The organism is Aliikangiella litoralis, from assembly GCF_052495765.1.
The window spans coordinates 5,771,384-5,790,396 of the sequence record NZ_CP199292.1; the positions used below are offsets into that span (position 1 = coordinate 5,771,384).

The 19,013-nt window shown below is 37.6% G+C and carries 17 protein-coding genes; 10 read left to right on the forward strand and 7 right to left on the reverse strand.

The window, feature by feature from the left end:
• Window positions 1-20 precede the first annotated feature (20 nt).
• The 4 genes from ftsE to ACT5E3_RS24160 all read left to right on the forward strand — a co-directional run bounded on the left by ftsE (window position 21) and on the right by ACT5E3_RS24160 (window position 3,880).
• Window positions 21-716, forward strand: a complete 696-nt coding sequence (gene ftsE / locus ACT5E3_RS24145; protein WP_444996129.1) for a cell division ATP-binding protein FtsE — start codon at window positions 21-23, stop codon at window positions 714-716.
• On the forward strand, window positions 713-1,687 hold the full coding sequence (gene ftsX / locus ACT5E3_RS24150; protein WP_444996130.1) for a permease-like cell division protein FtsX: 975 nt from the start codon (window positions 713-715) through the stop codon (window positions 1,685-1,687). The genes ftsE and ftsX overlap by 4 nt, the downstream gene beginning before the upstream one ends.
• Before the next feature lie 295 nt (window positions 1,688-1,982).
• Entirely contained in the window at window positions 1,983-2,834 is an 852-nt protein-coding gene (gene rpoH, locus ACT5E3_RS24155) for an RNA polymerase sigma factor RpoH (RefSeq protein ID WP_444996131.1), read from the forward strand.
• Between the two features lie 209 nt (window positions 2,835-3,043).
• The gene (locus tag ACT5E3_RS24160; RefSeq protein WP_444996132.1) at window positions 3,044-3,880 is read left to right on the forward strand and encodes a substrate-binding periplasmic protein; all 837 of its coding nucleotides are present in this window, start codon (window positions 3,044-3,046) and stop codon (window positions 3,878-3,880) included.
• A 46-nt stretch (window positions 3,881-3,926) separates the two neighbouring features.
• On the opposite strand, the gene ACT5E3_RS24165 is transcribed toward ACT5E3_RS24160, so the two are convergent.
• The 4 genes from ACT5E3_RS24165 to trxA all read right to left on the reverse strand — a co-directional run bounded on the left by ACT5E3_RS24165 (window position 3,927) and on the right by trxA (window position 8,137).
• Window positions 3,927-4,655, reverse strand: coding sequence for an FAD-binding oxidoreductase (locus ACT5E3_RS24165; RefSeq protein ID WP_444996133.1), 729 nt, complete (start codon window positions 4,653-4,655; stop codon window positions 3,927-3,929).
• Window positions 4,652-6,130, reverse strand: a complete 1,479-nt coding sequence (gene ubiD, locus ACT5E3_RS24170) for a 4-hydroxy-3-polyprenylbenzoate decarboxylase (RefSeq protein WP_444996134.1) — start codon at window positions 6,128-6,130, stop codon at window positions 4,652-4,654. The genes ACT5E3_RS24165 and ubiD overlap by 4 nt, the downstream gene beginning before the upstream one ends.
• Before the next feature lie 12 nt (window positions 6,131-6,142).
• Window positions 6,143-7,402, reverse strand: a complete 1,260-nt coding sequence (rho, locus tag ACT5E3_RS24175) for a transcription termination factor Rho (RefSeq protein ID WP_444996135.1) — start codon at window positions 7,400-7,402, stop codon at window positions 6,143-6,145.
• 408 nt (window positions 7,403-7,810) lie between these two features.
• Window positions 7,811-8,137 (reverse strand): thioredoxin TrxA, encoded by a 327-nt coding sequence (gene trxA, locus ACT5E3_RS24180; RefSeq protein ID WP_444996136.1) that lies wholly within the window; start codon window positions 8,135-8,137, stop codon window positions 7,811-7,813.
• Between the two features lie 166 nt (window positions 8,138-8,303).
• Here trxA and rhlB point away from each other — a divergent pair, with 166 nt between their 5' ends.
• From rhlB to ACT5E3_RS24210, 6 genes are all read left to right on the forward strand, one after another.
• Window positions 8,304-9,590 carry an ATP-dependent RNA helicase RhlB gene (rhlB, locus tag ACT5E3_RS24185; protein ID WP_444996137.1) on the forward strand — a complete coding sequence of 429 codons (1,287 nt, stop codon included), beginning with the start codon at window positions 8,304-8,306 and terminating at the stop codon, window positions 9,588-9,590.
• A 31-nt stretch (window positions 9,591-9,621) separates the two neighbouring features.
• Window positions 9,622-9,867: a sulfurtransferase TusA gene (gene tusA, locus ACT5E3_RS24190; RefSeq protein WP_444996138.1), complete on the forward strand. Its 246-nt coding sequence runs from the start codon at window positions 9,622-9,624 to the stop codon at window positions 9,865-9,867.
• A gap of 3 nt (window positions 9,868-9,870) precedes the next feature.
• Window positions 9,871-10,419, forward strand: a complete 549-nt coding sequence (locus tag ACT5E3_RS24195) for a DUF1285 domain-containing protein (RefSeq protein WP_444996139.1) — start codon at window positions 9,871-9,873, stop codon at window positions 10,417-10,419.
• Between the two features lie 17 nt (window positions 10,420-10,436).
• Window positions 10,437-10,661: a hypothetical protein gene (locus tag ACT5E3_RS24200; RefSeq protein ID WP_444996140.1), complete on the forward strand. Its 225-nt coding sequence runs from the start codon at window positions 10,437-10,439 to the stop codon at window positions 10,659-10,661.
• A gap of 3 nt (window positions 10,662-10,664) precedes the next feature.
• Entirely contained in the window at window positions 10,665-12,332 is a 1,668-nt protein-coding gene (locus ACT5E3_RS24205; protein WP_444996141.1) for a formate--tetrahydrofolate ligase, read from the forward strand.
• Window positions 12,333-13,279: 947 nt separating this feature from the next.
• A complete protein-coding gene (locus ACT5E3_RS24210; RefSeq protein ID WP_444996142.1) occupies window positions 13,280-14,869 on the forward strand; it encodes a serine hydrolase in 1,590 nt (529 codons plus the stop codon).
• A gap of 90 nt (window positions 14,870-14,959) precedes the next feature.
• Here the strand turns inward: ACT5E3_RS24210 and ACT5E3_RS24215 are convergent, their stop codons facing one another.
• The 3 genes from ACT5E3_RS24215 to ACT5E3_RS24225 form a co-directional block, all read right to left on the reverse strand.
• Complete coding sequence (locus tag ACT5E3_RS24215; RefSeq protein WP_444996143.1) at window positions 14,960-16,516, reverse strand: M17 family metallopeptidase; 1,557 nt, start codon at window positions 16,514-16,516, stop codon at window positions 14,960-14,962.
• Window positions 16,517-16,843: 327 nt separating this feature from the next.
• The gene (locus tag ACT5E3_RS24220; protein ID WP_444996144.1) at window positions 16,844-17,776 is read right to left on the reverse strand and encodes an alpha/beta fold hydrolase; all 933 of its coding nucleotides are present in this window, start codon (window positions 17,774-17,776) and stop codon (window positions 16,844-16,846) included.
• 83 nt (window positions 17,777-17,859) lie between these two features.
• Window positions 17,860-18,993: an aminotransferase class V-fold PLP-dependent enzyme gene (locus tag ACT5E3_RS24225; protein WP_444996145.1), complete on the reverse strand. Its 1,134-nt coding sequence runs from the start codon at window positions 18,991-18,993 to the stop codon at window positions 17,860-17,862.
• Window positions 18,994-19,013 lie beyond the last annotated feature (20 nt).

The window sequence follows — 19,013 nt, forward strand, 5'->3', positions numbered from 1 at the left end:
TTTAATAACGGGGGAGACCAATGATCGAATTTGCTGAAGTTTCCAAACGTTATCCAAATGGGCAAGAAGCGCTTAAGCGAGTTAGTTTTGAAATCGCAGATGGAGAAATGGCCTTTCTAACGGGTCACTCAGGCGCAGGAAAAAGCACATTATTAAAGCTAATATGCTTAATGGAACGTGCCACTTCAGGACAAGTTGTAATTAATGGAAAAAACTTCAATCGTATAAGCCGAAGAAAAATACCTGGTGTGCGCAGAGATATTGGCATGATATTTCAAGATCACCGACTTCTATTCGATCGCACAGTCTTTGATAATGTGGCTTTGCCGTTAATGATTGCAGGTTACCCACATCGAGAAATAGGCCGTAGAGTTCGTGCAGCACTAGACAAAGTAGGCTTACTTTCAAGAGAAAAGCATTCACCAATTATGTTATCTGGTGGAGAACAACAGCGAGTAGGGATAGCCAGAGCCGTAGTTAACAAACCCCCCCTTTTATTAGCCGACGAGCCAACCGGAAATCTTGACCCGGAACTATCAGCTGAAATTATGCACTTATTCGAACAATTTAATCAGGTTGGTGTGAGCTTGCTAATTGCTTCTCATGATTTAAGCTTAATCGCCCAAATGCACTACCGCACACTTGTCATGAAAGAAGGCAAACTAGTCCAAGATCAAGGAGATGAGGCTAAAGCGGAGGCAACTGAAGATTTATGAGCAGTGATCAACTAACAGGAGCAAGCCTCTCACAGGGAGCAACATTTAATGCACGCTTAAAAATGCTTACTCGTCTGCATAAAATTGAGGCCCGACGCAGCATAAAAGACATCTTAAAATCACCTGTTTCAAGTTTTATGACAATATTGGTGATAGCCATAGCATTAGCTCTCCCAGCCGGTTTACAGATTTTATTAGACAATGGTAAAAGCCTTTCCCAAAGCTGGGATGGGGCAAGCCGCATCTCACTATATTTAAAAACAGACTTAGACAAAAAAGGTTTGTTAGCACTTGCTGACAAGATAAGACTTAAAAATGGCGTTCAAGCTGTTGAAGTTATTACACAAGAACAGGCTCTTGCCGACTTTACTGAACGCTCAGGCTTTGCAGAAGCCATATTGCAACTCGATGGCAATCCTCTGCCACCAGTATTAGTTGTTCAACCTGCAGCTACTCATACCTCTCCTCAAGCATCAGAGTTAATGCTCGCCGAGTTTCAAACACACAAAGAAGTAGAATTAGCACAATTGGATCTTGATTGGGTTAGAAAACTTTATGCATTATTACAATTAGCCGAAAAGGCAGCATCAGCGTTAGGACTCGCTTTAGCTTTAGCTGTATTACTTATTGTTGGAAACACCATACGTCTCTCAGTACAAAATCGGCGCGAAGAAATTGAAGTGGTTAAATTAGTAGGGGCCACCGACGCATTTATTCGTCGTCCATTTTTATATACTGGTTTTTGGTACGGCTTTATGGCAGGCATTACCTGTTGGATAATTCTTAATATATCATTAGTTTGGCTACAAGAACCGGTTGCCAATTTAGCTGGCCTTTATCAAAGCCAATTTAAAATTCAAGGACTTAGCTTGCAACAAAGTCTTCAATTGATCAGTGTCAGTTGTGGGCTGGGCTTATTAGGCTCCTGGCTTAGTGTAGGCCGACACATCAGGCAAATAGAACCGCGTTAATAGATGGCTCTTGAAAGTGAGTCAATTTATCCCCATAAATGGCAAAATCATTGTTAATTTAGTCTATAAACATATATCTGTAACAATTTGTTTATAAAGGAAACTTTCTTTTGATTTAGCACTCTAATGTGACAAGTGCTAAAAAATTAGCACTCTTGATAATAGAGTGCTAAACTAGGCATTAATTAGAAGTCTTATTTAGTTTTTTTACTAAGATTTTGGGCTTAAAGTAAGTTTAAGTACTTTTTCAACTTTCATACCAAATGATAAGTTGGTAGAGGTGAGGTTTAAAAATATGAATAAAACATTAGCAACTATGGCGATGTCCGTTCCACAAGGCAATATTGAGTCTTACGTTACGGCTATACATTCTGTACCAGTTTTATCTCCAGAAGATGAGCATGAATTGGCAAGCCGTTATAAAAATGAAGGGGATTTAAACGCGGTTCGCGAATTAATTCTTTCTCACCTTCGTTTTGTTGTTCATATTGCAAGAAGTTATAGTGGTTATGGACTTCCTCAAGCGGACTTAATTCAAGAAGGTAATGTTGGCCTAATGAAGGCCGTTAAACGCTTTGATCCTGAGGTTGGTGTCCGTTTAATATCTTTTGCTGTACATTGGATAAAAGCAGAAATCCACGAGTTTGTTCTAAAGAATTGGCGAATAGTCAAAGTAGCGACAACTAAAGCACAGCGTAAACTATTTTTTAATTTGAGAAGTGCTAAAAAATCACTTAACTGGTTAAGTAATGACGAAGTTAAAGCAGTTGCCGATGACTTAGGTGTCTCAGAAATTGAAGTTCGCCGCATGGAAAGTCGACTTAACTCTCGAGATACCGCTTTTGATTTACCGAATGATGCTGATGAAGAGACTTCATTTGCACCTGCGGCTTACCTGGAGTCACCAGAAAACGACCCAGCGCAAACACTAGAACAACAAAATTGGGAAAACCATCATCAGCAGAGGCTTTTGAACGCAATGAAAACTCTCGATCAGCGCAGTCAGGAAATACTCGCTGCTCGTTGGTTAAATGAAGATAATAAAGCAACATTGCAAGAGCTAGCTGAAACTTATCAAGTATCAGCAGAGCGAATACGTCAACTAGAAAAAAATGCAATGAACAAATTGAAAGCTTGTATGAGCTAATCATATAGTTTTAAAAAAAGTGAAAAGGCGCTATTCAAGCGCCTTTTTTGTACTACTTGAATAGCAAATCTTCCAGCAGACAACAGCACATCTCACTTCACCAATAAAATCTCCTCTTTTTATTCAAATACCTGTGTCAAATTCATACAGCTCAACTACACTTACCATTAAAGGCATAAAAAATACTTTAAAGTTAAATGGAGAGCATAATGAAAAGAAAATTTATCTTCAGTCTGTTAAGCTGTTTGACTCTTCTTCTAGTCAGTTGCAATGAATCTACTGAACCAGCCAAAACTGAAGCTAAACAAACAGCTCAACAACCCCCTCAAAAAAAGCCAAAACCGATAACATGTCAATTAAATATGGGATGGGATCCTTGGGAACCTTACCAGTATTTAACACCTGAGGATGAAGTAAAAGGTTTGGAAATTGAACTGGTCAGTGCAATGGCTAAAGAAGCCGGTTGCCAATTAAATTTTGTTCAAAAAAATTGGATGAATTTATTAAATGGCATTAGAAATGGCAGCATCGATATACTAGGAGGCGCATCAAAAACGCCATCAAGAGAAAAGTTTGCTATCTTTTCTGATGAATACAGGCAAGAATCTTTTGTTCTTTATGTTAGAAAAAATGAATCTGAAAACTACTTAGGAAAAACTTTAAGAGAAATATTAGAAGGCAATTTTAAAGTTGGTGTCACTGAAAATTATATTTATGGCAATATGGTAACAACTCTACAGGATAGCGAAGCGTTCAAAAATAAGTTTGTCAGCGTACCAACATCTGAAGTCAACTTTTATAATCTAGTACAAAATCAAATTGATGGCTTCCTTGAAGATCCGTTTGTTGCTGGTTACACCATAAAACGTAAAGGACTACAAGGTCAGATAGAAGCACATCCGATAAAAATCCATAGCGGTGACGTTGCATTAATGTTTAGTAAAAAAAGTGTAAAGCCCGAAACGGTTAAAGCATTTAATAAAGCATTACACAAATTAAAACAAAGTGGTGATTATCAAAAAATTCTCAATAAATATAGCTTTTAATAAAACTCTCTCTGCAACTTAACAAGATTAATTTTAATTAATCTTGTTAAGTTATTTCACCTGTAGCTCTTTTTATATCTAACATATCTGAATGAATTTTATTTTTTAAAACACCAACAGCTTGCAATGCGTTATAGACATTAATAACCATCGCCTCAGAACCACCAATATAAAACTCACACTGTTTAACTTTATCACCTAAGTCAGCAATAGCAACTTCATGAGGTAAACCAGTTTGACCTAACCATCCATCTTCACTAGAAGCAATAACAGGCACATAGGTAAAGTTATTTTTGCTACTTGTCCAACTTTGAACAAGTGATGATAAATACAAATCAGCAGAGCTTTGTGCGCCTAGATAAAGAGACAACTGGCAAGCGCTATTTCTTTTAAATGCGCTTTCGAGTAGACTTTTCATTGGCGAAAACCCTGTGCCACCAGCAATAATTACAATGTTTTCATTATTATCTTCTTTTAAATAACAATTACCAGATGGCCCCATTATTTGAAAAGTTTGCCCACTTTCAAATAACGCTAACATTTCAGAAGCTAAACTATTCTCCTGCGTTACTCTAATGTGAAGCTCAATAAAATTTGTTTCTTCTGGTGCACTAGCAATTGACAAAGGAATTTGTCGATTATCAGACATCAATAAAAATAAATATTGGCCACCTTTAAATAAAAATTTTTCACCTGTTTGTAATTGAATTCGAACACAGTAAATTTGTTCATTCAGTTGTTCAATCGCTAATGTTGAACACTTAGCTTTGTTCATAAATTAAGTTCATCCCAAATTTCATCAATATGTTGCTTTACATCTAAACTCATTTCTATTGCAGTCCCCCACTCACGGGTTACTTCTCCAGGCCATTTATTAGTGGCATCAATTCCCATTTTTGAGCCTAAGCCAGAAATAGGAGAAGCAAAGTCTAAATAATCTATTGGTGTATTATCAATCATGGTTGTATCTCTTATTGGATCAACCCGTGTAGTTAATGCCCATATTACATCATTCCAATCTCTAGCATTAACATCATCATCAGTAACTATTACAAATTTAGTATACATAAACTGACGTAAAAAACTCCACACTCCCATCATCACTCTCTTGGCATGACCAGGGTATTGTTTTTTCATAGTCACAACAGCTAAACGGTAAGAACAACCTTCTGGCGGTAAATAAAAATCAGTAATCTCAGGAAATTGTTTTTGTAAAATTGGAATAAACACTTCGTTTAATGCAACACCTAAAATTGCAGGTTCATCGGGTGGACGTCCAGTATAAGTCGAATGATAAATAGGTTTTTGTCGATGGGTTATTTTTTCAATGGTAAAAACCGGGAAAGTCTCCACTTCATTATAATAACCAGTATGATCTCCATAAGGACCTTCAGGTGCTTCTTCACCCGGATATATAAATCCCTCTAATACAAACTCAGCACTTGTTGGAACTTGCAAATCATTAGTTAAACATTTAGCGACACGCGTCTTTTCGCCGCGTAACAAACCAGCAAAAGCATATTCAGATAAGCTATCTGGCACAGGTGTGACAGCCCCTAGAATTGTCGCAGGATCAGCTCCTAAAGCAACACTCACAGGAAAAGGCTCTCCCGGGTGAGTTTCTTGCCATAGCTTAAAATCTAATGCACCACCTCGATGAGATAGCCATCGCATAATTACCTTATTTTTCGCGATAACCTGTTGTCGATAAATCCCCAAGTTCTGACGTTTTTGAGATGGGCCTTTAGTAATGACTAAGCCCCAGGTAATTAAAGGAGCAACATCACCCGGCCAACAAGTTTGAATTGGGATCTCACTAAGATCTATATCATCTTTTTCAATGATAACTGATTGACAATCTGGCGATTTCACCACCTTAGGATTCATATTGAATACTTGCTTAAACAAAGGTGCTTTATCCCAGGCATCTTTCAAACCGGCAGGAGGCTCTGGCTCTTTTAAAAAAGCCAAAAGACTACCAACTTCACGCAATTGAGAGACATTATCGCACCCCATTGCAGCCGCAACTCGACGAGTGGAACCAAATAAGTTAGTCAGTACCGGCGTGTTAAAACCTTTAGGGTTTTCAAATAATAGTGCAGGGCCATCAGCTTTTAAAACGCGATCAGAAATTTCAGTCATCTCTAAATTTGGATCAACTGAATAAGTTATTCGCTTTAAATCACCTTGCTGTTCAAGATATTCGAGAAAGTCTCTTAAATCTTTATATTTGACTGTTGGAGAAAACATTTCCCAAGTGATCTATTTACGCTTCATAGAATCAAAAAACTCATCATTAGTTTTGGTTAGCGCAAGCTTATCAACTAGAAACTCCATTGCTTCAATTTCTTGCATGGGGTGAATTATTTTTCGTAAAATCCACATTTTTTGCAGTTCTTCAGCAGATGTTAACAAATCTTCTTTACGGGTACCCGAACGATTAAAGTTAATAGCAGGAAAGACTCTTTTTTCTGCAATTTTTCGGTCTAGATGAAGCTCCATATTACCAGTTCCTTTGAATTCCTCATAAATCACTTCATCCATTTTTGACCCTGTATCAACTAAGGCTGTCGCAATAATAGTCAGGCTACCACCTTCTTCAATATTACGTGCAGCACCAAAAAATCTTTTAGGGCGCTGTAAAGCATTAGCATCAACACCACCAGTTAAGACCTTGCCAGAAGAAGGTATAACCGTATTATAAGCACGCGCTAAGCGAGTAATAGAATCAAGCAAAATAACAACATCTTTTTTATGTTCAACTAGACGTTTTGCTTTTTCAATAACCATTTCAGCAACTTGGACATGGCGACTAGCAGGCTCATCAAATGTTGAAGCAACAACCTCACCACGAACTGAACGCTCCATTTCAGTCACCTCTTCAGGGCGCTCATCAATCAGTAATACAATCAGAACACATTCAGGATGATTAGCAGTAATAGACTGAGCAATGTTCTGCATCATCATGGTTTTACCTGCTTTGGGTGGCGATACAACTAATGCTCGCTGTCCTTTACCTATCGGAGAAGCTAAATCAATCACTCGAGCAGTGATATCTTCGCTTGATCCATTCCCTCTTTCCATAATCATTCGTTGATCAGGATGTAAGGGTGTTAAATTTTCGAACAGAATTTTATTTTTAGCATTCTCAGGACTATCAAAATTAATCTCGTTAATTTTTAACAGCGCAAAATATCTTTCACCATGTTTAGGAGGTCTGATTTTTCCTGAAATCGTATCACCAGTACGTAAACTAAAGCGCCTTATTTGACTGGGTGAAACATAAATGTCATCAGGTCCTGCTAAATATGAAGAGCCTGCATTTCTTAAAAAACCAAATCCATCAGGCAATATCTCTAATACGCCATCGCCAAAAATATCTTCACCACTTTTTGCATGATTTTTAAGAATAGCAAAAATAATATCTTGCTTACGCATTCGTGCTGCATCGTCAAGTCCAGCTTCTTTCGCCATTTGACTTAATTTAGTTGCGGAGAGTTGTTTAATTTCGGTTAGATTCATAGAAGGTTACTTTTTATTTAAGAATGGGAATATTAAGTTCAGAATACGTACTAACACTTTTATAATTGAGTTAACTACGCTTTAGTTAATTTACCTGTTTAATTTAATTTGAAGTCCATCTTTTCTAATACTAGATCGACTGCAAGAGTATTGTTTGGCTTGAATTATAAGCATTTAATTTTTTGTTTTACTGATTACAGAAGAATAATGACTAGTTGTTATTTAGAATTTTCATTTTTAGGCCAGGAGACCCCGAAATGAGTTATCAACTGAAAAGTAGCACTAAAATAAATGATTGTCCAACTTTTTACAGTTTTCAGACAAGATTAGTGAGTATTTACTAAATTCTCTTAATATTTCGGGCATATGTAGCGAGAAATCAACACCACACATGCCCAATTGAGATATTTAAATATTACTATCTAAGAATGCTGCTAATTGAGATTTACTTACAGCACCCACTTGTTGGGCTTCAACCGCACCATTTTTTACTAATATTAGAGTTGGTATCCCTCTAACACCATATTGAGGAGCCGTTGCTTGGTTCTCATCAATATTTAACTTGCCGATTTTAACCTTTCCATCATACTCACTGGCTAGCTCATCTAAGATAGGTGCTATCATTTTGCATGGACCGCACCACTCAGCCCAGAAATCAACCAACACTGGTAATTCAGATTTAAGTACTTCTTCTTCAAAAGTCTCATCAGTCAGTTGAACAATCTTGTCGCTCATAAAATGTCGTCTCCTAAAAAACACTATTCGCCCGCATACGCCGTATGATGCTATGATGCGGTACTGGTTTATTACAATGATTTGTGTCTATTCTGCAATCTGTTGGTACAAGTTGCAACCTGAGATCGCAAAAAAGCACTTTAAATTATTAGGAATAATTTCGTTTATGGTTACTCATTTATCAACAACTGCCTTTAAAAACATGGGGTTACATCCAAACCTTCTGAAAGCACTTGAAGCGCTGGGGTATGAGTATGCTACGCCGATTCAAGCCCAGGCAATACCACTATTACTCAATTCTAATGACGTAGCAGGGCAAGCTCAAACCGGAACAGGCAAAACTAATGCATTTTTGTTAGCAATATTAAATGAATTACTCACTCTACCAGCAGTTGCCGATAGAGAACCTAATGAACCCAGGGCTTTTATTATTGCCCCCACCAGAGAATTAGTGATTCAAATCTATGAAGACGCAAAAACCTTAGCCAAGTTTACTGATTTAAAAATGTGTGTTGCTTACGGCGGTGCTGATTATGACAAACAACGCAATGCCATTGAAGCAGGCTGTGATGTACTTATTGGTACGGTAGGTCGTCTTATTGACTACTTAAAGCAGAATGTTTATAACTTTTATGCTCTTGATTGTGTTGTTCTTGATGAAGCCGATCGTATGTTTGACTTAGGCTTCATTAACGATATTCGTTATTTGTTCCGTAAAATGCCAAAACCGGATCAAAGGTTAAATATGTTATTTTCGGCAACATTATCTCATCGAGTTAAAGAACTTGCTTACGAACATATGAATCACCCGACTCATATTCATGTTGAAGCAGAACAAGTGACTGCTGATAAAGTTCGTCAGCTTTTATACTACCCTGCAAATCATGAAAAATTGCCCTTACTAGTCGGGTTAATCAATAAGTACCAACCCCAAAAGGCAGTTATTTTCACAAATACAAGGCGCCAAGCTGAAAAAGTTTGGTTATGTCTTAAGGGAAATGATATTAAAGCAGGCTTATTAACTGGCGATGTGGCACAAAAAAAACGTATTCGTTTGCTTGATGAGCTTAAGCAAGGAAAAATAGATATGCTGATTGCAACAGATGTTGCTGCCAGAGGTTTACATATTGATGGTGTCACGCATGTGTTTAATTATGACCTTCCTGATGATGCTGAAGATTATGTCCACCGAATTGGACGGACCGCAAGAGCGGGCGCAGAGGGAGATGCCATTTCATTTGCCGGAGAAGATAACGCTTTTAACCTGCCAGCAATTGAGGAATATATAGAGAGCACAATACCAACTGCAGATGTCGATCCCTCACTATTAGCCAATATAAAACCCTCTGCGCCTATGGAAGAGAAAAGAAATCGACCAACAAATAGCCGAAAGCCACAATCTCATAATAGGAATCGGAAATCACCAAACCATCGCAACCACTCATCAAACTAAAACACAATTAATGACAGGTATAAAACCAGTGATGAAAAACTCTATCAAAGCTGATTTAACTTTAGATGCCACAGGGCTTCGTTGCCCTGAACCCGTGATGATGATTCGAAAATCGATTCGCTCCATGCTACCAGATCAAATTTTATTGATTATTGCAGATGATCCAGCAACAACACGAGATGTTCCCAGTTTTTGCGAGTTTATGGATCACCACTTACTTGACTCAAATATAGCAACATCTCCCTATCACTATTGGATTAAAAAAGGGCAGGGTTAGCCAATGGTCACAACAGAATCACTTATTAAATCAATCGGTGACCAACCTTTACCTCCTGTTGAACAATGGGATCCTGAATATTGCGGCGAACTAGATCTGCAAATAAAAGCTGATGGAAGCTGGATTTATCAGGGCACACCATTGACAAGAAAAAAAATGATTTTATTATTTTCTAGAGTCATCAAAAAAGAAGGGAGCTATTATTATTTAGTGACGCCCGTCGAAAAAGTTCTAATAAAAGTAGACTGGATGCCATTTTCCATCATTGATTTTGATATAGTTAACAATTCTCCATTCCCCACCTTTCGTTTTTTTGATAATTGTAATAACACTATTGATTTAACGAATAGGTCGCAGATGAGTTTTAGTGAATATCAGTCTCAAAACTTACCGATTATCCAAGTAAGAAGAAACTTATTTGCTAGTTTTAGTCGCAGTTGTTATTACCGATTAATATCAGAAGCTAATTTAAGTCGCACTAATGACCAAAATCAAGTTACGATAACATCTAACGGTTTAACCTTCTCTCTTGGTGAATATACAGAAGAATAATTTTAAATAGGTTTGGCATGCGTATAGTATTTAAAAAAATCCCAAAACTTGCCATATTTTTTTATCTTACAGGCACCATAGTATTGATCATTACAATGTTGCTTGCTTTTTATATTCCAAACACAATTAATCCAATAACGATAAAACAGATATTTATTGGTGGCGCAATTATTATTGTCATCGGCTCTGTCATCAACTCTATCTACCAGTTTAATCCGAAAAAATCGACAAAAAAGGAATAATCTATGTTATCTGATTCAGAAATAGCAAAACAATGTCAATTAAAGCCCATTGCAGAGATAGCTAGTCAGCTTGAAATAGATGAAAAATATTTAATGCCCTATGGCTCTGATATTACCAAAATTAATATTAACGCATTGAAAGAAACATCAAAACAAACCAACGGCAAACTAATTTTAGTGTCAGCAACAACGCCAACACCGGCAGGCGAGGGCAAAACAACAACAACGATTGGACTAGGACAAGCCTTTACTCAGCTTGGTGACTCTGTCTGTTTAGCGTTGAGAGAACCTTCATTAGGCCCTTGTTTAGGTATGAAAGGTGGAGCAACTGGTGGTGGCTATTCGCAAGTATTACCAATTGACAGAATCAATCTACATTTCACTGGTGATTTTCACGCAATTACCACAACCAATAATTTGATTTCTGCAGCCATTGATAATCATGTATTTCATGGTAACGCTTTAAATATCGATCCCAGACAAATAGTCTGGCGACGTGTTATGGATATGAACGACAGAAGCTTACGAAAAATAGTTTTAGGTCTTGGTGGAAAAATGCAAGGCGTTCCACGTGAGGGAGGCTTTGATATCACAGCAGCTTCAGAAATTATGGCAATTCTCTGCTTAGCAACAGGCTTTAAAGATTTAGAGCAAAGGCTCAATAATACGCTAGTTGGATATAACTATGCAGGTGAACCAGTTTTTGTCAAATCATTAGGAATTACTGGTGCACTGTTAGCATTATTACGCGATGCGCTTCACCCGAATTTAGTACAGTCTTTAGAAGGTACACCAACGTTTATTCATGGCGGCCCTTTCGCCAATATTGCTCATGGATGCAATAGTGTTTTAGCCACAAAAATGGCAATGCACCATGCCGAGTGGGCTATCACCGAGGCAGGTTTTGGTTTTGATTTAGGTGCAGAGAAATTCTTTGATATTAAGTGCCGCATGGCAAAGCTCGATCCAGCTGCAGTAGTACTAGTCACAACGGTTCGTGCTCTAAAAATGCATGGCGGCATGGATAAAAATCACCTAACAACAGTCAATACAGAATTTGTTAAAGCGGGTTTAGAAAACTTAGACAAACATATTGAAAATGTCCAACTATTTAATAAAGCGCCTGTGGTTGCACTCAATCGTTTTGGAGATGATAGCGATGAAGAAATAGCCATCATTCGACAACATGTTGAAGCAAAGGGAATTTTGTTTGCAGAAAGCAATCACTTTGCCGAAGGAGGAAAGGGAGCAATTGAGCTGGCAGAAAAAGTAAAACTGGCCGTTGAACGATCAACACCTTTTAAGCCTTTATATGAGCTGGAAGATTCCGTTATAGAAAAAGTTAAAAAAGTTTGTCGTGCCATGTATGGCGCGAAGGATGTCGCATTTACCAAAGAGGCAGAAAAAGATCTCCACCATGTAGAGCACTTAAAACTAACACACCTACCCATTTGTATCGCAAAAGCACCGAGCTCTTTATCTGATGATCCTCAATTACATGGAAGACCTAGAGACTTTCAAGTTACAGTAAGAAACATTCAGGTCAATGCGGGAGCCGGCTTTTTAGTAGTATTAACGGGCAATATTATGAGAATGCCGGGATTACCTAAAGAGCCAGCAGCGATGAAAGTAAAATTATTAGAAAATGGAGAAATTACTGGAGTTAGCTAAAAATTTTTTTTTACTATGTCCTTTAAACAACCGTAATCAAGCACATAAAATGTGCTTGATTATTTCTTAAAGTAAAAACCGCTTCTCTTACATCACTTAATAATAATTTAGCTAATGAATGATACTGTCCAACTTTGTTTTTTGCTTCGCCTTCTGTTAAGTGATGCTACTTGCAGATTAATAATGAGTGTCCTTAAGTGATGATAAATAACATCGCTAATAGAGAATGCTTGATGTTAAAAAAGTACGGCAGCATAGCTATCCATATAATAGTTAAGACAGAAAGAAAATCGACAAGTAAAAACCATAGTAAAGCAAACGCGCTGATTAATTGAAGTGCAAATAAAAAATAGATATTAAATTGACTACTGATAAAAGATTGATACCGCGTTAATATTAATGCGCAAACAATATAAATAACAAATAAAATTATGATGGTATAAATATGATTGTAAAATATTTATCCTTTTTTAACTCTCTAAGAATGTTGTACTACATATTTAAGCCGTCAGTTAAGCCAAGAGAATGGAGCGTTGCTCATTTGGGTAACATATTAGGGGTAGGCATAGGGTCTTATACCTTACTCTTGTTTTTTGCCAGTAGCCAGTTATTTGCGTCTATTCTTACTGGCCCACTTACAATTATCCCGTGGATAGCTCCAGGTATTGTTGGTGAAATAGGGTTGCTTTATTTAACCAAAAAATATTAACGAAAATATCGCATACAATAATTAGTTAGAATAGCTCAAGTATTTGAACCATTCTTTTAAAATTTAATTCATCGTCCTTTTCATCAAAATTTTTCTTAAAAATCTTGGCAAATATCTATTTTATTAACTTTTTCTGTTTTTTTTCTATTATTGTCTTAATATTTAATACATTATAAAAAATTAATTTATAATTTCTACATAGCAAGAAAGCATAATATAAAACTCGGCGGAGATAGGCATGCTAAACCATTCAAGCATCAAACGAACATTTAAACTATTTTTCAGCATACTACTTTTATTACCCTTTATACAGATCAGTGCCTTTGAACTGACTCAGAGTCAACTTAAAGAACTCGATCAATTTATTAATAAAGCACTGAAAGACTCGGGTGTACCAGGTGTTGGTGTAGCAGTAGTGAAAGATGATAAGGTCATTTTAACTAAAGGTTATGGCGTAAAAAGAATAGGAACAAAAAACTCAGTCGATGAAAATACACTTTTTAGTATTGCATCAAATTCCAAAGCTTTTACTGCAACCGCTGTAGGTATATTAGTTGACCGTAAAAAGCTTGATTGGAATGATCGTGTTAAAGATTATTTACCTTATTTTGAATTACATGATAAATACGCTAGTAGTCATATGAACATTGTCGATATTCTTGCCCATCGGCTTGGTTACAGAGCATTTAGCGGCGATATCTTGTGGTATGACACAACCTACAAACCTGAAGAGATTATCCGCAGATTTAAATATGTAAAACCTGACTATCAGTTCCGCTCAAATTTTGGTTATTCCAATATGGGTTATATCACAGCAGGGGAAGTAGTGGCTCAAGTCTCGGGGAAAACTTGGCAAAAGTTTGTAGAAACAGAAATCTTCAAACCTTTAGGAATGAAAAACTCTGTTGCAAGCTATAAAAAGTTAAAACGAAAGAAAAAAATGGCTTCCCCCCATTATGAAACAATTGATGAAAGTGGCAATGTCATATTTAGGCCGTTGGATTGGCATCATAACGATGCGATAGATGCCGCAGGTTCAATTATTACATCACCTAAAGATATTACGCGCTGGATGCAACTACAATTAAACCGAGGCACTTATAAAGATAAACAAATTTTTAGTGAAAATGTTTCTAATACAATGTGGACCGCACACAACCGTGTTCCACTTTATCCTGCACTTAAAGAAAGCCCCTCTCACTTGATGTCTTATGGCATGGGTGTATTTCTTAAAGATCATCATGGTAAGTTAATGGTTACTCACAGTGGTAGCGTAGAAGGCATGACCTCTCGCATTGCGCTCATACCAGAAACAAAATTGGGTGTAGCGGTTTTTACTAATAGCACTGCGCCGCTATCAACTCAGATAGCACATAGAATAATTGCCACCTATTTGAATATTGAAGATTCTTATAACTCTGCAACTGCAGCCAAAAAACATAAAGAAGCTGTCAAAAAGAAAATAGAAAATAGAAATAAAGCACTAGGGCCTATTACACCAAATACTAAACCGGCTTACCCTCTTTCAGAATATGCGGGCACATACCATAGCAAAATGTATGGCAATGTGGTCGTCACTCATAAAAATGGGAAGTTAAACGTCGCATTTGAACCATCTCCTATGTTGACCGGCCAATTAACCCATCGGCACTATGATGTATTCAACTTAACCTGGGATAATCCTCGTGCTTGGATCAATGGTGGTACAGCTCATTTTGTATCAAATTCTAGCGGTCAAATTACTGAAATAAAATTCAATGTGCCTAATGATGATATTTGGTTTTATGAGCCTCAATTTCTCAAAGTTAACAGTAAAGACTTTAAATAATAAGTCACAAAAATTTTAAAAACAGTTATTAAAAAAGCGGAAAGTCATCAAAACTTTCCGCTTTTTATTCAATCAATTGCGATTAAATAGCTATTGTTCCAAATACCTAGCGGCAAGTGCAACTAATGGTGCAGCGGTTGGCTTACCATGCTGCCAATCACTCCCTTCAACACCACTTCCAGCGATATCAATGTGCATATAGGGAATTGGTTGCTTCGATTTTGAACCATGTTTATCCAAACCAGCCGATAACGCAAGAAATGCCATTGGGAACTGATGTCCTCTGGCTACACTGACTGAAGGACCATTATTGGATGAAAGAGCATCGTCAGCTTTACTACGAGGACGTATCATTTTCCAATCTTCTCGGCGTGAACGTCCGACTTCAATACAGTCACCCCACAACTCTCCAGACTCTTCTAAATGATTAGCGACTTGCTGATCTCTTGCTGGCCCGTTTTCAATTAAAATAGTATAAGGTCCGGCTGCTAACGCCGCATGGCCAGTTAAAGTTGCTACCGTCATTAATTCTGGTGCAACTTCATTTTTAGCTTGTTCGCGGCCATGAGACAGTAGATCAGCCATAACCAGGCGACCCTCGGCATCAGTATTACCAATTCTCACTCTAACACCCGCGTGAGACTTAATAATTTCATCAGCAACATAGCTATCTGAACCAATGCTATTTCTCACCACGCCTAGCGTAGCAATCACTTTAAGTCCTTTTGGTTTTAGTTCAGCAACCGTTTTCACAAACCCAGCCACCGCAGCAGCACCACCTTTATCTCGGCTCATACCCGCCATGTGACCACCAACTTTCACATCAGCTCCACCTGTATCATAAGTAACAGCTTTACCAACTAAAATGAGTGTCTTTTCGATCGGCCCATCACCTTGATACTCCATTTTAACAACTCTAGGTTGATGACGAACAACTTGCTGAGAAGCTCTGGCGACAGCACCTAATAAAGGATACTCTTTTTCAATGATTGTGCGATCATCGATAATTTCAACATTAACTTGAGTGCCTGACATAGCTTGTTCACAATAATTAGCAAACCCAGCAGGAGCAAAACGCTCAGGTTCAGTACCAGCTAAATCACGAGCTAATCTTCTACCACTTTCAACAGCATTTAAATAATCGAGATTGAGTTGACCATTAATATCGATAAATGTCAGCGACTCAACAGGCTCTATTTCTTCTGCTCCTAGAAAATCTCTTGCTTCCAAAGGCTCCCACAATGCTTGGCAAGCACCTAAAAAACAAACCTCATGCGCTTTTTCAAACTCTGAATCTTCAGGCACTCCCTCAACTAAAATAATAGGCTTTTTAGCACCAGCCTCTTTTGCTACAACAATTGCTCTAGCCGTTGCGTCACCAAAGTTTCTCACATCATCATAATCTCTATCAATTGGCCCTGTTGCAGCATGAATTAAGCGACCACCGGATAGCTCAGGGGCATGAATTAATACTGCTTCTTGGCCAATTCTGGCATCAACTTGAGCCGCTTTTTTAATAACGTCATTCACTAAATCACTTGAAGAACAATAAGTACGACTAGTCACCAAAATAACACCATCATTATTAGTATTACTTGCTGAAAGTTGGTCAAGATCTGTTAACCGAGTAATTGTTGGAAACGCCATGCTCACTCCTAGAATTGATTGCCCGTTTATCGACTATAAGTGGATTTCGGTATGATCCAAACCAATAATCTCAAAAAAGGATGTTTTTATTTGCTTAAGAGTCAACTATACACTATTCATGGATTAAGAGAGAAGAGTATAAACGTTATAACTCTGCAACTTCTTAATTATTAAGAGCAGAATAAACACTTATACCCATATTAACTCTGATTTGCTTTTTTGAAGTACCGAGATCGTTGGAACCACTTCTTCTTCATTTATTTCCATCCTACCTTCGCATAACAGACAGTAGCAAAAAAAATTTTCACTTGAAAACCTGCGTCTAAGTTAGCTTGTCATTAACAACTCAGCAAAATCACGATAACTTTCTTGTTCCATATGCGGATAATGTCCACCCGAAACCAACACTTGCGCAGCATCTGGCATCATTTTATGCGAAAAATCTAACAACTTATTTTTACCTTGAATCATCAAAGAACTCATTTCACCATATACAAAAGTTGTTTTTACTTTGATCTTCTTCATAGCGTTTGCAAGTACATCAGCATCGAGAATATCGTACATAAGCCGATAATTAAGAATACGAGGATCCCAACGCCAACGCACCCCCCCATTAAAAGCAATAGTATTACGAGGTGTTACTTTCTGCGCCATTAACTCCGGTATTTTAAATGGTGCATCACTCAATAGCCGCTTAGTGGCTTCTTGTGTGTTGGCAAAGTACTGGGGTGGCTTCTCCTGCGCAACGGCTTCTTTTTGCAAAAATAAATTCACTAAATCTGCCTTAGTTTTTGCCGTCACAACACGAGAAAGATCAGGGAACTGCAGCAAAATTAATGAATTAACTGTTTCTGGAAAACTACTAGCATAAAAAGAACATAAAATTGTCGATTCACAATGCCCAACCAAAATCACTGGTTGTTTTGTTAAGCCTGTAATGATTCTATGAAGATCCGAAACATAATCCATACTATTATAACTTTCAAACCAATCGGAATATCCATGTCCTCTACGATCTGGTGCAACAACCCAATAACCTTGATTGCTCAACTCTATGGCAACTTGCTCCCACAAACCAGCATGAGACTGTAAGCCATGTAGTAAAACAATGAGTGGATCACCAACATTTCCCCAACTACAAATACACAACCTTTTATTATTCACACTCATAAAATGGTGCCTTAATAACAAACCATCTTCACTTGGCTCTCCATAACCCAAAGCAAGCCCACCGTTAACAATCGTATTTTCTTTAAACATTAAAAATCCATCCAATATGCCGTTACTATGATATCTTGTACAAGCTAACCCTTTGAATAGTGAGTTCCCCAAATACTGTTGAGTTACCAAAGTTCAATCAAAGCATCAATATCTTCATAGTTGTTATAAAAATGAGGAGAAATTCGTACCATATCTTCCCCTCTCAGTACTGCAATAATTCCTTTTTCCTCTAGCATGGCCACCCAAGTTTTCGCATCAGGACGAACAACCGCAACAATCCCAGCTCTATTTTCAACCGCTAATGGAGTGATGATATTAGCGCCTTTTTTCTGTAGCTGTGTAATCAAATAACTACTTAAGTCGGTAACACGGTCATAAACATTAGCGATACCAATAGATTGAATAAACTCAATTGATGCCTGAAGACACATAACCGGTAGCAAGGAATATAAACCCACTTCAAGACTTGGCGCATTTGGATTCAGCTCATTAAGACGATTATCAAATCCTATATTTTTAGCCGAAAGCCAACCAACAATGGAAGGAAAATTTGAAGTTCGCATCTCAGGAGAAAGGTATAGAATTGCCGCTCCTGTTCCCGACATTAACCACTTATTTCCCGAAACTAACATAGCAGAAACAGGTGTTTTTTTAACATCAATAGGAATGACACCTGCCGCTTGTGTCGCATTTAAAATAAAAGGGATACCACGAACTTTCAGTTCATAAGATAAGCTCTCTATGTTAAGCCTTGCTCCCGTACCAAACTGTACATAACTCACAACAACAGCCGATGTCTTTTCTGTAATTTTCGCTAAAATTGCATCAATATTGTAAGTGTTATCAACGTTAGGTTCGACAAACCTCATGGCAAACCCTTGTCGTTGCCATGCAAAGGTACTAGAAGGAAACTCATCTTGTAGCGTAATTATTTCATTTTTATCTTCCGCATCTTTTTTTAACTGTAAAGCCAAAATATTCATACCTAACGATGTCGTATTAATAAAAGCGATATCACTCGGATCGGCATGATAAAAATCGGCAACTACAGCCCTAGCAATATTACTTTTTTCAACATAACTTGTCGCAAAGGCTCTCACATTTTCATGCATTTGTTGCAACATTGCCTGACCAGCGTTATAACTTGCTGTTGCCATTGGTGTCATTCCTGCAGCGTTCAGATAGATGTTTTGCTTTAAACTCGGATAGCAATCTCTTATTGCCTGCCATTTTGATATTTTTTTAAAGTTATTCACCGTTATACATTTCTCCTAAC

What these genes read in the sequence shown, in the direction of transcription:
- ACT5E3_RS24220 (WP_444996144.1), bottom strand. Translation starts at nt 17,776, where the DNA reads ATGTTTAAAGAAAATACGATTGTTAACGGTGGGCTTGCTTTGGGTTAT.
- ftsX (WP_444996130.1), top strand. Translation starts at nt 713, where the DNA reads ATGAGCAGTGATCAACTAACAGGAGCAAGCCTCTCACAGGGAGCAACA.
- rho (WP_444996135.1), bottom strand. Translation starts at nt 7,402, where the DNA reads ATGAATCTAACCGAAATTAAACAACTCTCCGCAACTAAATTAAGTCAA.
- ACT5E3_RS24205 (WP_444996141.1), top strand. Translation starts at nt 10,665, where the DNA reads ATGTTATCTGATTCAGAAATAGCAAAACAATGTCAATTAAAGCCCATT.
- ftsE (WP_444996129.1), top strand. Translation starts at nt 21, where the DNA reads ATGATCGAATTTGCTGAAGTTTCCAAACGTTATCCAAATGGGCAAGAA.
- ACT5E3_RS24195 (WP_444996139.1), top strand. Translation starts at nt 9,871, where the DNA reads ATGGTCACAACAGAATCACTTATTAAATCAATCGGTGACCAACCTTTA.
- rpoH (WP_444996131.1), top strand. Translation starts at nt 1,983, where the DNA reads ATGAATAAAACATTAGCAACTATGGCGATGTCCGTTCCACAAGGCAAT.
- ACT5E3_RS24165 (WP_444996133.1), bottom strand. Translation starts at nt 4,655, where the DNA reads ATGAACAAAGCTAAGTGTTCAACATTAGCGATTGAACAACTGAATGAA.
- ACT5E3_RS24160 (WP_444996132.1), top strand. Translation starts at nt 3,044, where the DNA reads ATGAAAAGAAAATTTATCTTCAGTCTGTTAAGCTGTTTGACTCTTCTT.
- ubiD (WP_444996134.1), bottom strand. Translation starts at nt 6,130, where the DNA reads ATGTTTTCTCCAACAGTCAAATATAAAGATTTAAGAGACTTTCTCGAA.
- ACT5E3_RS24210 (WP_444996142.1), top strand. Translation starts at nt 13,280, where the DNA reads ATGCTAAACCATTCAAGCATCAAACGAACATTTAAACTATTTTTCAGC.
- trxA (WP_444996136.1), bottom strand. Translation starts at nt 8,137, where the DNA reads ATGAGCGACAAGATTGTTCAACTGACTGATGAGACTTTTGAAGAAGAA.
- rhlB (WP_444996137.1), top strand. Translation starts at nt 8,304, where the DNA reads ATGGTTACTCATTTATCAACAACTGCCTTTAAAAACATGGGGTTACAT.
- ACT5E3_RS24215 (WP_444996143.1), bottom strand. Translation starts at nt 16,516, where the DNA reads ATGGCGTTTCCAACAATTACTCGGTTAACAGATCTTGACCAACTTTCA.
- tusA (WP_444996138.1), top strand. Translation starts at nt 9,622, where the DNA reads ATGAAAAACTCTATCAAAGCTGATTTAACTTTAGATGCCACAGGGCTT.
- ACT5E3_RS24200 (WP_444996140.1), top strand. Translation starts at nt 10,437, where the DNA reads ATGCGTATAGTATTTAAAAAAATCCCAAAACTTGCCATATTTTTTTAT.